Annotated in this window: 15 protein-coding genes; 12 read left to right on the plus strand and 3 right to left on the minus strand. The window is 74.1% G+C overall.

Features of this window, described 5'->3' with window-relative positions; translation table 11 throughout:
• The first annotated feature begins 67 nt into the window (after nucleotides 1-67).
• The 5 genes from JOE68_RS27710 to JOE68_RS27730 are packed head-to-tail and all read left to right on the plus strand — an operon-like array spanning nucleotide 68 to nucleotide 6597.
• Entirely contained in the window at nucleotides 68-1810 is a 1743-nt protein-coding gene (locus JOE68_RS27710; protein WP_204845321.1) for a hypothetical protein, read from the plus strand.
• Nucleotides 1807-4212: a hypothetical protein gene (locus JOE68_RS27715; protein WP_204845322.1), complete on the plus strand. Its 2406-nt coding sequence runs from the start codon at nucleotides 1807-1809 to the stop codon at nucleotides 4210-4212. The genes JOE68_RS27710 and JOE68_RS27715 overlap by 4 nt, the downstream gene beginning before the upstream one ends.
• Entirely contained in the window at nucleotides 4209-5411 is a 1203-nt protein-coding gene (locus tag JOE68_RS27720; RefSeq protein ID WP_204845323.1) for a coiled-coil domain-containing protein, read from the plus strand. Before JOE68_RS27715 ends, JOE68_RS27720 begins: the two co-directional genes overlap by 4 nt.
• Entirely contained in the window at nucleotides 5411-5905 is a 495-nt protein-coding gene (locus JOE68_RS27725) for a hypothetical protein (protein ID WP_204845324.1), read from the plus strand. The genes JOE68_RS27720 and JOE68_RS27725 overlap by 1 nt, the downstream gene beginning before the upstream one ends.
• Nucleotides 5902-6597 carry a hypothetical protein gene (locus JOE68_RS27730; RefSeq protein ID WP_204845325.1) on the plus strand — a complete coding sequence of 232 codons (696 nt, stop codon included), beginning with the start codon at nucleotides 5902-5904 and terminating at the stop codon, nucleotides 6595-6597. The genes JOE68_RS27725 and JOE68_RS27730 overlap by 4 nt, the downstream gene beginning before the upstream one ends.
• Before the next feature lie 55 nt (nucleotides 6598-6652).
• Here JOE68_RS27730 and JOE68_RS27735 read toward each other — a convergent pair whose 3' ends face one another.
• Nucleotides 6653-7282 carry a hypothetical protein gene (locus tag JOE68_RS27735; protein WP_204845326.1) on the minus strand — a complete coding sequence of 210 codons (630 nt, stop codon included), beginning with the start codon at nucleotides 7280-7282 and terminating at the stop codon, nucleotides 6653-6655.
• A 538-nt stretch (nucleotides 7283-7820) separates the two neighbouring features.
• On the opposite strand from JOE68_RS27735, the gene JOE68_RS27740 reads away from it, so the two are divergent.
• Entirely contained in the window at nucleotides 7821-9014 is a 1194-nt protein-coding gene (locus JOE68_RS27740; RefSeq protein ID WP_204845327.1) for a S1 family peptidase, read from the plus strand.
• A gap of 79 nt (nucleotides 9015-9093) precedes the next feature.
• Nucleotides 9094-10020: a hypothetical protein gene (locus tag JOE68_RS27745; protein WP_204845328.1), complete on the plus strand. Its 927-nt coding sequence runs from the start codon at nucleotides 9094-9096 to the stop codon at nucleotides 10018-10020.
• Nucleotides 10021-10063: 43 nt separating this feature from the next.
• On the opposite strand, the gene JOE68_RS27750 is transcribed toward JOE68_RS27745, so the two are convergent.
• Nucleotides 10064-10999 carry a hypothetical protein gene (locus tag JOE68_RS27750; protein ID WP_204845329.1) on the minus strand — a complete coding sequence of 312 codons (936 nt, stop codon included), beginning with the start codon at nucleotides 10997-10999 and terminating at the stop codon, nucleotides 10064-10066.
• A 505-nt stretch (nucleotides 11000-11504) separates the two neighbouring features.
• Here JOE68_RS27750 and JOE68_RS27755 point away from each other — a divergent pair.
• The 5 genes from JOE68_RS27755 to JOE68_RS27775 all read left to right on the plus strand — a co-directional run bounded on the left by JOE68_RS27755 (nucleotide 11505) and on the right by JOE68_RS27775 (nucleotide 14993).
• Nucleotides 11505-11957, plus strand: coding sequence for an anti-sigma factor antagonist (locus JOE68_RS27755; RefSeq protein ID WP_204845330.1), 453 nt, complete (start codon nucleotides 11505-11507; stop codon nucleotides 11955-11957).
• Nucleotides 11958-12068: 111 nt separating this feature from the next.
• Complete coding sequence (locus JOE68_RS27760) at nucleotides 12069-12305, plus strand: hypothetical protein (RefSeq protein ID WP_204845331.1); 237 nt, start codon at nucleotides 12069-12071, stop codon at nucleotides 12303-12305.
• Between the two features lie 706 nt (nucleotides 12306-13011).
• A complete protein-coding gene (locus tag JOE68_RS32330; RefSeq protein WP_307819937.1) occupies nucleotides 13012-13890 on the plus strand; it encodes a GNAT family N-acetyltransferase in 879 nt (292 codons plus the stop codon).
• Between the two features lie 153 nt (nucleotides 13891-14043).
• Complete coding sequence (locus JOE68_RS27770; protein WP_204845332.1) at nucleotides 14044-14505, plus strand: hypothetical protein; 462 nt, start codon at nucleotides 14044-14046, stop codon at nucleotides 14503-14505.
• A 299-nt stretch (nucleotides 14506-14804) separates the two neighbouring features.
• Entirely contained in the window at nucleotides 14805-14993 is a 189-nt protein-coding gene (locus JOE68_RS27775; RefSeq protein WP_204845333.1) for a hypothetical protein, read from the plus strand.
• Between the two features lie 122 nt (nucleotides 14994-15115).
• Here JOE68_RS27775 and JOE68_RS27780 read toward each other — a convergent pair whose 3' ends face one another.
• The gene (locus JOE68_RS27780) at nucleotides 15116-16639 is read right to left on the minus strand and encodes an NAD(P)/FAD-dependent oxidoreductase (protein ID WP_204845334.1); all 1524 of its coding nucleotides are present in this window, start codon (nucleotides 16637-16639) and stop codon (nucleotides 15116-15118) included.
• Nucleotides 16640-17321: the final 682 nt, after the last annotated feature.

A 17321-nucleotide genomic window follows, 5' to 3' on the forward strand; every position in this document is an offset into this window, starting at 1 on the left:
TCCCCCGCCTGATCCCCAGCAGCCCCACCCACCCCGATCGGCGCCCGCCGCGCGGAACGGAGCCCCCATGGCCAAGAACCTCGACCGGCTGCGCCGGTGCCCCGCCTGCTACGCCGACCTCGGCGTGCCCCCCGCGCTGGACGAGGAGGGCTACCCGCGCCCGCCCAGCCTGTGGCTGCAGGTGCACGGCAGCCAGCCCGGCGACATGCAGTGGCGCGTCGGGCTGTTCGGCGTCGACCGCTCCTGGGCCTCCGCCGAGTTCCAGGAGCGCCGGATCCGCTGGACCTACCGGATCTGCGGCGACGGCCACGTGTTCCTCGACCACATCCGCACCACCGGCGCCCGCTACGACCACGAGTGGACGGTGAACCGGTTCGACGTGGCCGCCGCGATCGGCGGCACCGCCGCGGGCAAGAGCTACCTGGTGCTGCGCACGCTCAGCCAGCAGCTCACCCCGACCGGCCTGGACGCGGTCGACTGGACCGCGGGCGCGACGCAGATCCACCCGCAGACCTCGGACGTGCTGGAGGAGCACCCGCTCAACGTGCTCGTCGGCCACTACGCCCGCACCGAGGAGGAGGGCCGGCCGATGAACGCCACGCAGCTGGGCGAGATGATGCCGGTGACCTTCCTCAACGACACGGTGTCCGCCGACCTGGTGGACAAGATCGACGAGATCCAGGAGGCGCACGCGGCGGGCAACGAGTGGGGCAAGCGGATCCGCCAGCCGATCGTGCGCCGCTACCAGATCGGCGACGAGCGCGTGCTCACCGCCGTGGCCGACCTGCCCGGCGAGCTGTTCGACCAGCGCACCATGCTCGCCGACGACCGCCAGCGGCTGCTGCGCAACTACGGCACGCTGATGTGGGTGGTCGACCCGGTGGTCACCAACGAGTTCGCCGGGCTGCTGCCCGGCGACGAGGCGCGCCGGGTGATGCTCGGCAGCATGCGCCCGGCCACCGACGTGCACACCGACCACGACCGGGTGCGGCGCAAGCGCAACACCGTGCAGGACCGGCTGGCCCGGCAGCTGGCCGAGCTGTCCGGCACGCTGGCCGTGGACCTCGGCGGCACGCAGCAGGTGCTGGTGTGCGTGACGAAGGCCGACCTGGTCCGGCTCGCGCTGGACAACGGCGCGTCGCTGCTGGACCTGGGCCGCGACCCGGACGCCGACGAGTACTCCGGCGACGGGCCGGGCGAGGTGGTCAAGGGCGTCGCCCGCTACCTGATCGAGGTGGCCCGGCGCAGCTCGGCCGCGCGGCTCGTGGTCGACGCGGGCGCGCAGGCGGTGGTCGACCGGGTCGTGCAGAACCGGTACGACCACACCGTGCGCACGCAGGCCGCGCTCCAGCTGGCCGAGTCGCTGGTCAAGCACTACGACAACCCCCGCGCGCTGTGGAACCTGGTGCACCTGGGCCACCGGGACACCGTCAAGATCGAGGCCGGGCAGCCGTCGGCGATGTTCCCGCCGGGCCAGATCCCGGTGCCGTCGCTGGACCGGCACCTCACCGAGTCGCTCGTCGTCGGGCAGGCCCGGGTGCTGCGCACGCGCGACCTGGTGATGTCCGCGCTGACCTGCGGCATCGCCTACGGGCTCGGCTTCGGCGAGCAGATCCAGCAGATGCTCGACCAGGAGTGGCGCGAGCTGCGGTTCTTCCTGTGCTCGCCGCTGGGCGCCGTGCCGGTCGCGCCGACCGAGGACGCGGTGCTGTTCCAGCCGCTGGGCAAGGGGCACTTCACCGACCTGACCGCGCGGTCCGCTGCGCTGTCCCAACTCCTGCTGTGCGTGCTGGGGAGGCTGCGGCCATGAGCGACTACGTCCTTGTCGAGTACGGCGACCTGGAGGGCGGCGGGTTCGTCCCGTACGTCGCCGAGGGGCGGCCGGAGCCGCCCGCCCCGTTCACCGCCGCCGCGACCCGGCTGGTGCAGAACAACGTGCCGCAGCCGCCCGAGCCCGACGACGACGGCCACCGCCACCCGCTGTGGAGCCTGCGGGTGGTCGACGTGGAGGCCGAGCGGCACTGGTGCTTCGCCGTGCAGGGCCGCGGCGGGGCGTTCGGCCAGGCGGGCATGTGCCAGTTCCTGTTCGCGCCGGTGACCGCGCACCCCGGCGACCTGTGGCACGACGCGGTGGGGCTGGTCCGCCCGGACGGCCGGCTGGCGCACCCCGGGGCCGGCCCGGGGACCGGGCACTGGCGCCGGCCGCGCGAGGCCGACCGGGTGCGGGCCGGGCTCGCCGGGCTGTTCGCGGGCGAGGCGAAGGTCGTGCTGGACGGCGAGCCGCTGGACGTGGCGGCGACCGTCGGCGCGCTGCTGTCGGTGGTGCCGGCGGCCGTGGCGCGCGAGCGCGTGTGGTCGACCTGCCTGGTGCGGCGGCCCACCCAGGACAACCGCCCGATCGTGACCGGCCACTGGCCGGACGCGCTGCCGGGCGGGAACGAGGGGCTGCGGTCGTGGCTCAAGCGCCCGGCCGAGCGGGGCGCGCCCGTGGCACACGCCCGCGCCGAGCAGGTCGTGGACTGGCTCGCGCACCGGGGCGCGCTGGGCGAGCGGCTGCCCGACCACCTGGCGGAGCTGCCCGACCTCGACGCGCTGACCGCGGCCGTGGTGCGCACCGAGCTGGACTTCGAGCTGCCCGACGTGGGCGGGATGCTCGCGCTGCACGACCAGCGGCTGCTCCTCGGGCGCGGGCTCGAACTGCTCGGCGAGTGGGTCTCGCACAACCCGCTCCAGGCGGTGCGGCACCTGGTCGACCCGCTGCCGGCCGCGCACGAGCACGCCGTGTTCGACGCGCTGCTGGACGAGCACGTCCAGGCCGCGCCGGGCGCGAACCCGGCGCTGTTCCCGCCCGCGGCGAGCGTGGTGCCGGGGTGGGCGGAGAAGCTGGTGCCGCTGCTGAAGGGGCGGTTCACCCACGGGCAGCTGGTGGACTTCGTGCGCGACTACCTGATCGCGCCGGGCCGGCCGCTGCACGGGGCGGACGCGTACCTGGCGCACGAGGGGTGGTTGACGTCGCTGGGCGTGCCGCCCGGCGACCCGTCGCTGGGCATCTACGAGGTGCCGACCCGGCTGATCGCCGAGGAGCTGGGGCGGACCGGGCAGCTGAGCGCGACCGGCCGGCGGTTCCTGCTCGGCGCGGTGGACCCGGTGGGCGAGGCGAAGCGGGTCGTGGACCAGCACGCGACGGCGCCGCCGGCGGTCGTGGCGGAGCTGATCGGGTTGTTCGACGACCGGGCCCGGATCGCGGCCGTGCTGGACCACGCGCTGGACCGGGGGCTGCCGGGCGGCGGGCACCGGTGGGCGGAGGAGTGGCTGGCCGAGGTGCACGCGCTGGCCGACCGGTCGCGCAAGCCGGCCGTGCTGTCCGCGGCGCTGGGCTCCTTCCGGCGGGAGGGCCTGCCGCCACCGCCGCCGCTGCTGGTGCTGGGGTTGCGCGCGGCGGCCAACCGGAACGACCCGTCGTCGGAGGCTTACTGGGTGCTGACGCAGGCGGCGGCGGCGCTGGAGGAGGCGCCCGGGCGGCGGTCGGCCAGGTCCGCGCCGTCGTGGTCGGACGGCTCCCGGGCCGCACCGGCTCCGGAGGTCCGGGCCGCCTGGTCCTCGACGCCCGCCGGCGCCGCGCCCGCGCCGACCGCCGCCGCGGTGGGGGAGAAGCCGCGCAAGTCGCGGGGGTTCTTCCGGCGCAAGAAGCAGGAGGGCGGCGCGTTAGCGGTCAAGTCCTCTGTGGACGGTCGGTCGTCCGGCCCGGGTCACCTCGCCCACGCCCAGGGGCAGCACCAGGGCGCCCAGTCGGCCGTGGGGCAGCACCAGGGCGTCGTCGGCTCGCACCAGCCTGCCGCCCCGGCGACGGGCTGGCCCTCGACCGCCCCGTCCACCGCGGCCTCGCACTCGGCTGCTTCGCACTCGGCTGCTTCGCACTCGGCTGCTTCGCACTCTGCTGCTTCGCACCAGGCCGCACCGCCCTCGGCCGACCGGGACGACGACCGGTTCGCCAAGCCCGTCGAGCGATCCGCCGGCACGTCCACCGCGGGCGGGCCGGGCGCCGACGGCAAGCGGCCCTGGCGGTCGGCCGGCGCCCGGCCGGTCCGCCGCGCGGTCCTGCCCGGCCTGTCCGCGCACTGGCCGCTGATCGGCCGGCTGGTCGGCGTGCTGCTCGTGATCGCCCTGCTGGTCGGCCTGTTCCTCGTCGTCGACTACATGATGCACCGATGACCACCGGAGTCCCGATGACCACCGCCCCGTCCGCGCCCGTGCCGGAGTCCGCCGCCGACCAGGTGGGCCGACTGGTGGACAAGGCCCTGGCCGACCTCGACCGGATCACCGGCTCGGCGCCCGCGACCCGACCGGCGCACCTCGCGCAGCTCGACGCCGTGCTGCGCGAGGGCGTGCAGCAGGCCCGCCAGTTGGAGGGCGGCTCGACCGCCGTCGACCGCGACTCCGACCTGTGGCGGCTGCGCGAACCCGGCTACCTGCGGGGCATCTGCGACCACCCGGTCGACCGGGCGGGCAGCACGCTGCCGCTGTGGCCGGTCGTGCTGACGTGGGGCGCGCTGGCCTACGCGGAGTGGAACTTCCTGCAGGACCACCGGGCCACGCCGGTCGCCCAGCGGCCGTCGTTCTTCGCCGACTGGATGTCCCAGCCGCTGCTGCGCGGCCCGTTCGGGCTGTCCCTGGCGATCGTGGTGACGGTGCTGATCATCATGGTCCGCTACCGCAAGCCCGCGCGGGCGCAGTCCGTCGCCGACGAGGTCGACCGGATCGCGCACCGGCTGGAGGTGGACCTGCTCCGGCCGCTGACCGTGCTGCGCGCCCGGCTCGGCCCGGTGCGGGTCGAGGAGCACGCCCGGCAGGCCGCGGTCGAGCTGGCCGCGTCCGCCCGGCTGTTCACCACCGCGACCGCGAAGCTGGCCGACTCCACCGCCGTCGTCGACCGGCTGGTGTCCGCGGTGGAGCGCATGGTCGCGGCGCTGCCCGACCTGGGCGAGCAGTCCGGGAAGCTGGACGAGGTGCGCGCCCGGCTCGACCGCACCGCGCAGGTGATCACCACCCAGCTCGACCCGCTCGCGTCCGTGGTCTCGGACGTGACCGACGCCGCCGAGTCCGCCAGGACCGCCGTCGACCGCTCGGCGGAGGTCCTGCTGCGCGCCGAGGGCGGGTTGGCCGAGGCCCGCGAGGTCGCCGACCGGCACGACGGCCACCGGCAGGCGCTGGCGCAGGCGCAGCAGCCGTTCGCCGACGTGGCGGAGGTCGTGTCGGCGGCGGCGGGCAGGCTCGGCGACACGGCGTCGCTGCTGCAGGAGACCGTGACGCAGCTGCGGGCGACCGTGGACGGGGTCAACTGGCTGGCGATGGTCTCCGACGGCCTGCGCGACGCCGAGGAGCGCCACGGCGGCAACGGGGCGGTGCGCTGATGCGCAGGCGGCGGCGCGTCGTCGAGGCGGGTCCGCTGGGCGCGGCGGGCTGGCTGTTCGCGGAGCTGGCGCTGCTGCTCGTGGTGGTCGTGGCCGGCTCTGAGGCCCCGCCGGTCGCGGCCCCGACGACCGCGGCGCCGCCCCCGACCACCCCGGGCGGCCCGCCCCCGACCGAGGGCCTGTCGCTGACCACGGTCAAGTTCGTCATGCCCGTCGTGCCGGACGCCGAGGCGGCGCAGCGGTTCAGCGCGCTGATGACCGAGCGCATCGGCCCGGACGGCAAGGTGGGCCTGGTGCTGCTGTTCGGCATCTCGCCGACCGGCAACCTGTCCGACGGCGCGCGGGTGTCGGGGCACCTCAAGGGCCTCATCGAGGCCGTGGACATCCCGCAGCTGCGCACCCGCAACGACATCCGCGCCTACATCGGCAGCGGCAACGACGGCCTGGGCGGCGAGACGCTGGTCGAGCTGTTCCTGCTGAACGGGCCGTCGTGATCCGGTTCCTCCGCCGCCGCAGGCGCCCCGCGCCCCTCATCCCGCCGCCGCCCCCGCGGGAACCGGTGGTCCGCACCGGCGTGGTGATCGTCGACGGCACCCCGCACGACGTCGCCCCGGCGCTGCGCGCCGCCCTGCTGCCCACCGGCCTGCCCACCGAGGTCATCGACCCCGGGGACCTGGACACCGGGGCCGACGTGGTGGTCCTCCTGCTCCCCGTGCGGTCCAGGCGACCCCTGTCGCCGACGGCGACCGACGCCCTCTCCCTCCTCGGCGGCTTCGCCGCCACCCCCGGGACCTCGTTCCGCAGCCGCATCGTCGTGGCGTGGCACCTCCGCGCCGAGGCCCGCCGCGAGCTGTCCGCCCCGCGCACCGACGGCCGCCTCTGGAACGCCGGCGACCTCCTGCTCGGCACGTCGTGGAGCCGCGAGCTGGCCCACCACCGCGGCGACGAGCCCGAGGCCGTCCGCTGCCGCAGCGGGCGCGTGGAGCGCATGGTGACCTCGCCGACCCACCACCGCCTGGGCCTGACCGTGGCGGGCGAGGTCCTGCGCACCCTGCGCGCCCTGGACCCCCACCTCCTGCACACCCTCTGCGTCGAGGTCCCCGACCACTCCGCCACCCCCACCCTCACCTGGACCGGGGCCCCCGCCGTGGCCGCCACCGTCCGCACCCGCCTGGCCGCCCCCTGACCCCGCCGGACCACTCGGTGGGGGGCGAGGGCGACCTCGACGTCCTGCCGGGCGTTCAGGCCGACGTGCGGGCGCCCCCCGACGGCCGCTCCTCCAGCGCCGGCAGCACGCGCAGGCGTTCCAGGAGGGCGAGCAGCGCCGTCCGGTGGGTGCTCAGGTCCGGGTACTTCAGGTGGGCGGCTCGGAGCTGCGCGCAGAGCTCGCCCGGGATCCCCGGCCCCAGCCCTCCCCGGACGACCTCGACCAGCACGTGCACGGTCGCCCGGGACATCTCCTCCGCTGCTTCCCGGACCTCCTCCAGCACCTGGCGCGTCGGTGCGTCGCAGAGGGGTTCGAGGGTGTACACGGCCACCTCGAACTCGGTTTCCTTGGTCTGGAAGCGGTCCAGGGCTTCCGCGTAGGTCGACCCGAAGAACTGCTGCACCTGCTCGAACGGCATCCCGCGCGCGAGCCCGAAGTGCTGGCGCGTGTCGTACAGGTCGTTCAGCAGGTTCTTCGTCGCGGCGTAACAGGTCAGGAAACGACTGGTCCGCAGCGCCTCGACGGAATCGCCCATCGCGAGCGAGTCGATCGAGTGGGATTGCACGACATTGCGGAACGTGCCACCGGAAATGGTGTTGAACGTCGCTTCGCGTGCCGCGCCCGCCAGGGGGCGGGGCGGGTTGCCGTCGTGCTCGAGGGTCATCAAGGGCTCCTGGCGCTCTTCAGCCGATGGGGGAGGTGGACATGCGGTCGGGCCACCCCGGCGGGACGTCACTTTGCGGCGTCCGCGGAGAGTGGACCTCGTTGTTCCGGGAACGTTGTCGCGGTTCTGCGACCGTATCGGGAATTCGGTGCGGCGCTGTCCGCAAAAATGCCTTGACTTCGGGTTCGACGGATGGCGGTGTTGGAACGCGGCCCCGGAGGACCCGGCTGGTCGCGGGGAGGGCGGCGCCGGCGACTCGGGACCCCGCCCGGCGGGCTCCCGCACCGCGCACCCGGCCGTTCCCTCCGGCGCCCCGGCCGGGGCCCGGACCGGTCGGGGTATTTCGTTTTCAAGGTCGGGGCAATCCGCCTGTGAAACGCGCGTCGTTGCCCCGGCCGACCCGCGCGGGGCAGAGTTGTCGGCACGGCGGGAGGAATCCCGTCGGCCGGGGACGGGTCATCGATTGCTGGCAGGCGATTCTTTTCGCGTGCCCAATCCCCCTTGCCGTGGCCCGCCCCGGTTGCGAAAGGTTGTCACCGTGTTCCGAAACCGTGTGCTCGGCGCCGCGGCCATTTCCTGCCTGGTCCCGCTGTCCCTGCTGGCCGGCGGTGCGACGGCGTCGGCCGCCGGCTCCGACTACCAGCCCGAGATGGTCGCCGCGCTGGCCCGCACCCTGGGCGTCAGCGACACCGCCGCCGTGCAGCGGCTCGACAGCGAGGCCGCCCAGCAGCGCAAGCTCTCCGACCTGGTGGGCAGCGGTGTGCGCGTCGACGGGGCGTTCTTCGACCAGTCCGGCACGCTGACCGTGAACGCCGACCGGGCGGGCGCGGCGAAGGCCCGCTCGGCGGGGCTGGCGGCCCGCACGCCCGCCCGCGGCGAGAAGGCGCTGAACGACGTGCAGGCCGACCTTGACCGGCTCGCCACCCGGCAGGCGCCCGCCGGGGTCGCCTCGTGGGGCGTCGACGTGGCGTCCGACGTGGTCACGATCCAGGTCACCGACCCGACCGCGGCGCCCGCGCGGTCGTTCCTCGCCGAGGCCGCCAAGCACGGCCCCGCGGTCCGCGTCGAGCGGGTCGCGCAGCCGCTGAGCACCCAGGCGGCGATCTACCCGGGCAGCAAGATGACGATCAACGGCGGCTCGGGCTACTGCTCGGTCGGGTTCGGCGCGCGGTCCGGCTCCGGCGCGCAGTACCTGGTCACCGCCGGGCACTGCGTCACGGGCCTGCCCACGCTGCACTACGACGGCGCCCGCTTCGCCAAGGGCGCCGCCACCCGCTACGCGCTGGGGCGCGACAGCGTCGACATGGGCGTGGCGAGGATCGACTCCGGGAACTCCATCACCACCAAGGTGGGCACCTGGGGCGCGGCCGGCCTGATCACCGTCAAGGGCGGCTCGCGCGGCGCGGTCGGCGCGTCGCTGTGCAAGTCCGGCGCCACGAGCGGCTGGACCTGCGGTTCCATCACCGGTTACAACCAGACCGTCACCTACGTCGACCCGAACGGCGGTCCCTCGACCGTGGTTCGCGGTCTCGGCAAGTCGTCCGTCTGCACCATGGGCGGCGACAGCGGCGGCGCCTACATCTCGGGCAACCAGGCCCAGGGCATGACCTCCGGCGGGCCCACCGGCCAGCAGTGCGCCTTCAACGGAGGCGCGCAGGGCGGGAAGTCCTCGTACTTCCAGCCGCTCGGCGACACCCTGTCCCACTACGGGCTGACCCTGAACGTGGGATGACCTCTGAGTGACGACATGAACACCGATACCTCCGAAAGGGGGTATCGGTGTTCACCACTTCGGATGATAATGGTTGCTCGTGGCAGCTCCTCAGCAACGACCCGGCCCCGAGCAGGTGCTCAGCCAGGAGAAGTTCGCCGACGCCCTGCGGGCCGCGATCGCCCGGCGCGACCTCACCCTCGACCGCATCCGCGCGCGGCTCGCCGACCGGGGCGTGGAGATCAGCCTGGCCACGCTGAGCTACTGGCAGCAGGGCCGCAGCCGCCCCGAGCGGCCGAACTCGCTGCGCGCGCTGCGCGAGCTGGAGGCGATCCTCGAACTGCCCGGGGGCACCCTGTTCGACTTCCTCGAACCCCGCCGGCCCCGCGGCCGGTGGCTCGGCGACGGCGGCCTGAGCTTCGGCGCCCTCTACGGCGAGGACTCGCCGGTCCAGGGGGTCCTGGGCGAGGGGTTCGTCAACCCCAACCCCGACGTGGCCGTCCTGTCGACCGCGGAGCAGTGCCTGGTCGACGCCCGCCGGTCGCTGCGCGCGATCACGATCAGGCAGGTGCTGCGGGCGGTGAACAACGGCTGCGACCGGCTGCTCGTGGTGCACGGGGTGGACGAGGGCGACGTGATGCCGCACGACCTGGTGGTGCGCGGCGGCGCGGTGGCCGAGCTGCGCGCGGACGCCGAGGCGGGCTACGTCGCCGCGGACCTCCGCCTGGGCCGGGCGCTGGACAAGAACGAGACCGCGGTCCTGGAGTACGAGTGGCGCATGGGCGAGAGCGACCTGCCCTCCCGCCACCACGAGCGGCTGATGCGCACCGCCAACAGCAGCTACCTGCTGCAGGTCTGCTTCGACCGGGTCACCGTGCCCGCGCGCTGCTACGAGTACCGGCGGGCGAGGGCCGACGCGCCGACGGAGAACCGCCGCCGCCTGCCGATCGACCCGGCGCCGTCGGTCCACCTGTTCCAGGCCAAGAGCCGCCCCGGTGTGCACGGCATCTCCTGGGAGTGGGCGTGACGGCGGCCCGCGGCCGACCGGCGCGGCGCCGGGCGAGCGGGTGTCAGTGGTCCTGGAACAGCGCGATCCCGATGGGGATGTACTCGGAGGGGTAGGTGTCGATCAGCCGCTGGACGAAGTCCTGCACCTGGCGGTCGGTCTCGGCCTGGGCGCCCTCGTAGGCCCGGTGGAAGTTGCTCTTCCCGTCGACGACGACCTTGCCGCGCTTGCTGCCACCGGTGTCCTTGGCGAGGTCGTGGTCGTGCTTGACGCGGCCCTTGCAGTTCTGCCGCACGCCGTCCACGTAGTCGTCGGGGTGGCAGCCGGTGATCAGCTCCTCCGGCAGCCACTTCTCGACGTCCGAGGGCTCGAAGTACTGCCGGAGCAGGACCTCCCACATCGTGAACCGGTCGTCGGGCCCGCGACCGAGGCCGTAGGGGTTGCGCCGGGTGACGGGCTCACCCGGCACCGAGAAGTCGGCCCAGTTGCCGTGGGCGTAGAAGTCCTGGACGGTGTGCAGGGCGCGGCCGACGTCGCGGATCACGGCGCACTTCGGCCGGGATTCGGTCTTCTCCGGGTTGAACTCGCAGTCCCGGGACATGTCGGTCTTGACGGGTTTCCCGTCCTGCTGCAACTCCCACGCCCGGACGATGGCCTCGTAGAAGTTGTTCCGGGCGTACATGCCGCACATGTGGAACAGCTTGACCCGCCAGGCGTTGTCCTTCGGGTAGGTCTCCCCGTTGTTGTAGCGCGGCGGGACGTGGTCGGCGGAATCGCAGTGGGACTCGGTGCGGTGCCATTCGTACCTGTCCTGGTAGACCGCGGCCTCCCGGAACTGCCTGACCGTCCACCGGGCGGTCGAGGTGCCGGTGTCCTTGAGGGCTTTCTCGGTGATGTCCATGTGGTAGCCGCCGTAGAACGCCGCCGCCGACGGCGCGAAGACCGCCGTTCCCGCCGCGACGACGGCGCCCGCCACCACGACACCGCACAGGCGCGTCACCCCTGAAGTCCGGATCCTGCTTGAAAAGCGCACCACGATCCCCTTCCCGGCCGCGGCGGACGACGCCGCGGCACCGGTCACCCGCCTGTCCGCGGTCAACGGTCATGGCAGCGGGCGGACACAGTGTCGGGTCCGCCCACCGGTTCCGCCGGACCGCGCTCGCCCGCCGATCCCGCGCCCGAGCACTCACGGCGACCGGTGACCGGTGTGCCCGCGGCGCCCCACCCCCGCGGACCACCGATCCCGTGACCGCGGATCGCGCCCGTGGTCACGACCTGTCCACCACGTCACACCTCGGGCGCGGCGGGTCGGCGCGCCACCCGGGAAAACGGTGGTCGACGGCGGGATCGGCCGTCGGGCCGGTTGCTCCCGACGCGGGAGCGCCCCCGCCCGCGGGGCTGGGCCGAGTGGCGCATCGGGCTCCGGGAACCGACCATGGTGGGACGGCACGGCCGGACCCCCGGTCGTGGGATGCCGGACGAGCGTTACACCGGAGGGAGGCGCCGTGCACGTCCCGACGCAACCCTGCTCGCCGCCGCCGTTCGCCGCCACGGTGCTGCGCCGCCCCGGCGCGGTGGTGGTGGCGGTGCAGGGCGAGCTGGACCCGCTGACCGCGCCGACCCTCCGCGAGGTGCTCGACGAGAGCCTGGAGGAGCAGCCGGGCGCGGTCGTCGTGGACCTCCGGGGGCTCACCCTGCTGGCCTCGGCGGGGCTGGCGGCCCTCATCGCGGCCCACGACCGGGCCGTCCCGCAGTCCCGGCTGCGGATCGTGGCGTCCGACATCACCCCCGCCATGCGGACGATCCACCTCACCAGCCTGCACGACGTGCTGAGCGTGCACGCCACCGTGGAGGACGCGCTGGCCGCCTACGGCGAGTACGTCGACGAGCGCCCCCCGCAGGTCCTCCGGCAGGACTCCGGTGTCGTGCGCGAGGACGGTGTCAAGAGCGACGGGTGAGAGGCCGCCGGAGGTGCGGCGGCGCCCGAACCCCTTGGCCGCAGAGGGCGTGGTTCGCGGTCAACCGAACAGGGGAGTGCGCCCGGCGCTGTCGTCGGGTGAGGTGGTGGTATGCGCCGAACACTGGTTGCCGCGGGTTTCGCCGCGCTGCTCGCCCTGTCCGGGACGCCGACCGCCACCGCCGCGCCCGACTGCTGCTGGAACGGGCCCTTCGCCGACGTGGAGCAGTGCCGGGCGGACGCTGCCGCGTGGCGCGAGCTCGGCGGGGGCGCCGGGCAGTGCTCCTACAAGACGGACTGGGTCAACGGCTGGGACGGCTGGTACTACCGGGCCACCCCGTTGCCGTGAGCGCGCCTCCGGGCGCGGGGAGGGGGCCGGCGCGGCGTCACGCGCGTGATCGTCGCCCGGCCTGACCGGCGGGGGATCCACCGCCTGCTCCGGTCGTCGGGCGCGGTCGCGCCGGTCGGCCCGGATTCGCGGTGGCGGTGATTGCCCGCCACCGGTCGCCGGATGAGCGCCCGTTCACCGCGTTGACGCCGGTCGAGGCGGGCGCGGTCACGGTGTGGTGCGCCGGGTCCGCACCGCGAATTCTTCGTGGCACTCGTCCGGAGCAACAGTCTCGAATGGCCCGATTTCCCGACGTCGCACCCGATCGAGGAGCGTATCGGCCCTGGTGGGGTGAATGCGCGGATCCTGCTCATCACTGAAGAGGACAAGGCGTTCGGCCAGGGGGTGGACCGGAAGCGCCAGGAACCCTCGGACGGCGTAGTAATTCCATTCCCGCGCTTTCCGCTTGCGGAATCAATCAGCTTTCTATACTCTCGCATCGAGGCCGTTCGGCGGTCTCGGGGAATCCCGGCCGGAACCACTCCGGGATTCCTCGGCATCGCGGGCGCGCAAACCCCCGGACAACTCCGCATGGGGGTGATTTCGCGCGCCCGGCGCACTCCGACGGCGGGGTGCGCGCAACTCCCGCGATCCGGCAGCGGGCGTCGTCGCGCACACCGCGCGCGTTCCGGCCGGTCCCAGGGCTCGTGAACCGGGAGGACCACTCGTGACCACGACGGACGTGAACCAGCACCACGACCTCGAAGACTTCACCGTCGACACCGCCACGGTGGACGACTGGCGGCAGATCACCGCGTGGGGCAACCAGGAGGGGTGGAACATCGGGTTCCACGACGCGGAGTGCTTCTTCGCCGCCGACCCGGGCGGCTTCTTCATCGGCCGCGTCGGCGGTCGCCCGGTCTCGGCCGTGTCGATGGTGAACTACTCCGACGAGTTCTCGGCGTGGGGCCACTACCTGGTCGACCCGCGGCTGCGCGGCCGGGGCTACGGCCAGGGCGTGTGGGAGGTCGCCGTCCGGCACGCGGGGTCCCGGGCGGCCTCCGGCGACGCGATGCCGGGCGTGGTGGGCTTCTACCGGCGCGAGGGCATGGTCCCGGTGCACCACACCGTGCACTGGGCGGGCCGCCTGGCGCGCGCGGGCCGCGAGGTCGACGGCGTGGAGCCGGTCCGGCCGGAGCAGCTGGGCGCCGTGGCCGACTACGACGGCGAGTGCTTCCCCGCCCACCGGCCCGGGTTCCTCGGCCGGTGGCTGTTCGCGCCCGGGCACGTGGCCCGCGCCCGCTGGGCCGGGGGCCGCGTCACCGGCTACGGCGTGCTGCGCCCGGCCCCGGCCGGATACCGGATCGGCCCGCTGGTGGCCGACACCCCGCGGATCGCCGCCGAGGTGTTCGACGCGCTGACCGCGCACCTGCGGCCCGGCGCCGAGGTGTCGGCGTTCTCCCCCGAGGTGCAGGAGGCGGCGGCCCCGCTGCTCTCGGCGGGCGGCCTGGCCGAGCGGTTCCGGCTGGTGCGCGTGCACCGCGGCGCGCCGCCCGCGCACCGCGCCCGGAACGTCTACGCGATCGCCAGCCTGGAGCTGGGCTGACCGCGAGCACGGCCCGGCGGGTCCGTCGGTGACGGGCCGGTGTCGACGGCGGACCGCCGATGCCGCCCCCGGCGCTCTCCGCGGAAACCTTCCGGACCGACCGGTTCGCCGAACACGTGTCACTCACGGACGAGCTCACGGAAAGGACGGGTAATGGATCACGAGGGCACACCGGCAGGCTCAGGGGCGGCCGAGCGCGACGAGGCCGCCGCTGCTGCCCGGGACGCAGCCGACCCCTTCGAACTGGAGATCGTCCCCGGCGGGGAGATCAAACCCTACCCGGCCACCTCGAAAGCGATAATCAACGACACCAAGGTTTTGACCAGCAAGATCGACTATGGTGACCTCTGGGGCCGGGGGCAAAGCAACGTCAAGAGGTACCAATCCGTTCGCTTCGACCGGCAGGATCCGTCGAAAGACCACCAGAACTGCCAGATCCAGATCAACGAACGCCCGAGCCCCTCGACGGTCGCGGGCATCCTGGTCAGCCTCGAACTCGAGATCACGAAGCTCAAGCCGGGGCAGAAGGACTACGTCCAGCGCAAAGCGCGGGACGCCATGCTGAGGAGCCTCGACCAGAAGACCATGATGATCCTGCGGAAGAAGAAAGCCTGATCGACCGCGTGCCCGGCAGGCTCGGCCTCGATCGGCAGGCCCCGCCGGACATCGCGGTCGCGCGGGTCGGCCGGCCGGGCGTCACGACTTTCCGAAGACCGCAACCGGCCGCGCACCGGTGTCCCGCGGGCGCGCCCGCGCTGCCCTGCCGGCGCTGTCGCGTTACCGTGGCGCACACGCCGCACGCGGCCCTCCCCGGCCGCACGGCCTCTCGCCGTCCCCGCTGGTGTCCGGTGTTCGCTCACGGTGGTGGCCGCCGACAGGAGCCAGGCCCACCACCCTGTCCAGAGGAGACACGCATGTCCGTCAGGCGTACCACCACGCGCGTCGGTATCCCGCTCGTCCTGGCCACCACCCTGGCCCTGGCCACCTCCGGCACCGCCGGCGCCCAGGCCCTCGACCTCACCGACAACGTCGTCGGCGCCGTCTCCAGCCTCCTCGGCGGAGGCGGCGACGCCCTCAACGCCGTCGCCGACGCCATCGACTGAGACACCCGACGGCACCCCCGCGCCGGTCACCGGCGCGCCCGAATACGGTCGGGTGCGATGTGGGGCGGTGCGCGCTGGGAGGCCGGGCGGCGGCCGGGGGTGGGTCGGCCGTGCGTACGGGTTCAACGCGCACCGCGGTGTCGAGCCGTGTCGGGGTTGTCCGCCCCGGTGGTCGGCGCGGGGTGCGGGTGGTGGGCGTGGGCGGCGCGCAGGTAGTCGCGCAGGAAGGTTTCCCGGGTCGGGTCCACCGTGGCGCGCAGGACGCGGACCACTTCCGGGAGCAGTGCGGTGCCGAGGTTGTCGTAGAGCCGCCGCACGCGCTGGTGGACGGCTGTGCGCAGTTGGTCCTCGTCGAGCCAGTAGGGCAGGGCGAGGCCGGTTTCGTGAGCGGCGTCGGTGTCGTGGTCGGTGGCTTCGGCGATGGCCTGTCGCAGGGTCGTCGGTTCGATGGGTGGTCGTTCGGGGGTGAACCAGCCGAACCTGTCGTCGGAGGCGCCGGCGCCGAGCACGGTGTCGGTGAGGTGGGTGGCGATGACCGGTGAGCAGTGGAAGCCGTCGCGGTTGGTGCCGGTGGCGAACAGCAGGCCCTCGACCGAGCAGCCGCCGATGAGGGGGAAGCCGTCGACGCTGACCGGGCGCACCCCGTGCAGCCAGCGGTGGACGTGGCGAGCGGCGAGGTGGTGGTCGAGCTGTTCGCACAGCATGCGCATGAGGCTGTGGCTGGAGGCGATGTCGGGCCCCGGTGTCGGGTCGGGGGTGACGATGTTGGTGGCCCCGGCGTACAGCGTCCCGGACGCGCGTTGGGGTACCAGGTGCAGTCCGCACGACCCGGCGCGGTTGGGGGTGCGCAGGACGTGGCGCGGGCCGGGTCGGGGTGGCTCGACCAGCAGCGCGAAGCCGGTGCCGTGCAGCACGGGAGGGAACGCGCCCGCGGGCAGCACGGCCTGGGCCAGCGCGCTGCCCGCGCTGCCCGCGGCGAGCACCACCGTGCCGGTGTCGACGGTGTCGCCTCCGGTCAGGCGCACGCCGCGCACCCGGTGCGCGTCGACCACCAGCCGCTCCGCGGTGGCGTCGACCAGGTCGACGCCGAGCCGCCGGGCCGCCGCCGCCAGCGCCGCCATCACCGCACGGGCGTCGACGCCGCCCTCGCGCGGCAGGTACAGCACCCGCGACGGGCGGGCGGGGAACTCCGGTGACAACCCCGCCACGTCCTCGGCGGCGAGCGCCTCGTGCGGCTCGCCGTGCTCGGCCAGCGCGGCCCCGATCGCGGCGAAGTTGTCGGTGGCCACCTGACCCAACCTCGCGCTGAGCACCACCACGGTGCCCTCCACGCAGCTCGCGCGCAGCCCTGCGGCCTCGGGGCCGGCCAGCTCGGCCAGGAAGTCCAGCCAGTCCGGCCACTCCTCCAGCGCCTGACGGGCGATCGAGAACCGCGCCCGGGCCGCGGGATGCCCACTGCTGTGCGCGGTGACCTCGCCGAAGCAGTTCAGCATCGCCCCGGCCGCCGCCGACGCCCCGCGCTCCCGCGCCGCCGGACCCACCACCGCCACCCGCGCCCGCGGTTCCCGGTACGCCAGCCGCACCGCGGTCGACAACCCGAGCACCCCGTTGCCCACGATCACCACATCAGCGCTTCCCGGTGACATCACGCCCTCCAGCACGAGCGGGCACCCGGCCCGTGGGCCCGGATCGACGAGGACACGGTTCGCAAGTGGCACCTGGGCTTCTGGTCGGGTGAGGGCGACCGGTGGCGCAGTGGGCGTCCCCCGGAGCGTCCCGGCTGTGGTCGTGCACGGGGTTCCCGCCCGGCCACCCCACGGTGTCCGGCCGGCCGGTATTCACCCGATCGAGAGCGGCGCCGCCTCCGCTCCGGCCAGGTGCCCGCACACCCGTCTCCCGCCGCAAGCCGCTCCGACGAGGGCTTTCGATACCGACAGGCATCAGGACCGGGGCCCGCTTCGCACCGGCGGTGCGGCCGCCTGCGAGGCGTCGCTTCGTCGCCCTGAGAGTCGTCATCGGTCGGTCGTCATCGGTTGTCAGCAGGTGGACGTCATTGGTTGCCGGAATCGGGACGGCTGGTGCTGTCGAGGGTGTCGAGCCGGTGCTGGACGCGTTCGGTGTCGGCCGTGCGGCCTTGTCCCCGGTGCAGCTCCAGCGCTTCCCGCCACACCTCGCGGGCCTGCTCGTGGTGTCCGGGCGCGGCGTGGGGTGGCCCGCGTGGTCGAGGGCCACCCGGGTGCGCGTGCCCCGCCCATGCCCGGGTCGGCTTGGTGGCGGCACCCTCGTGCAACTGCTCGCCGCGCAGTCACAGACAGCACCTCCTCACCC

This window comes from Saccharothrix algeriensis (assembly GCF_016907655.1).
GTDB classification, from domain to species: Bacteria; Actinomycetota; Actinomycetes; order Mycobacteriales; family Pseudonocardiaceae; genus Actinosynnema; species Actinosynnema algeriense.

Bases quoted from the DNA above. Each gene is read 5' to 3' on its own strand.
- JOE68_RS27710 (WP_204845321.1), top strand. From the start codon at position 68: ATGGCCAAGAACCTCGACCGGCTGCGCCGGTGCCCCGCCTGCTACGCC.
- JOE68_RS27715 (WP_204845322.1), top strand. From the start codon at position 1,807: ATGAGCGACTACGTCCTTGTCGAGTACGGCGACCTGGAGGGCGGCGGG.
- JOE68_RS27720 (WP_204845323.1), top strand. From the start codon at position 4,209: ATGACCACCGGAGTCCCGATGACCACCGCCCCGTCCGCGCCCGTGCCG.
- JOE68_RS27725 (WP_204845324.1), top strand. From the start codon at position 5,411: ATGCGCAGGCGGCGGCGCGTCGTCGAGGCGGGTCCGCTGGGCGCGGCG.
- JOE68_RS27735 (WP_204845326.1), bottom strand. From the start codon at position 7,282: ATGACCCTCGAGCACGACGGCAACCCGCCCCGCCCCCTGGCGGGCGCG.
- JOE68_RS27760 (WP_204845331.1), top strand. From the start codon at position 12,069: ATGCGCCGAACACTGGTTGCCGCGGGTTTCGCCGCGCTGCTCGCCCTG.
- JOE68_RS27770 (WP_204845332.1), top strand. From the start codon at position 14,044: ATGGATCACGAGGGCACACCGGCAGGCTCAGGGGCGGCCGAGCGCGAC.
- JOE68_RS27775 (WP_204845333.1), top strand. From the start codon at position 14,805: ATGTCCGTCAGGCGTACCACCACGCGCGTCGGTATCCCGCTCGTCCTG.
- JOE68_RS27780 (WP_204845334.1), bottom strand. From the start codon at position 16,639: ATGTCACCGGGAAGCGCTGATGTGGTGATCGTGGGCAACGGGGTGCTC.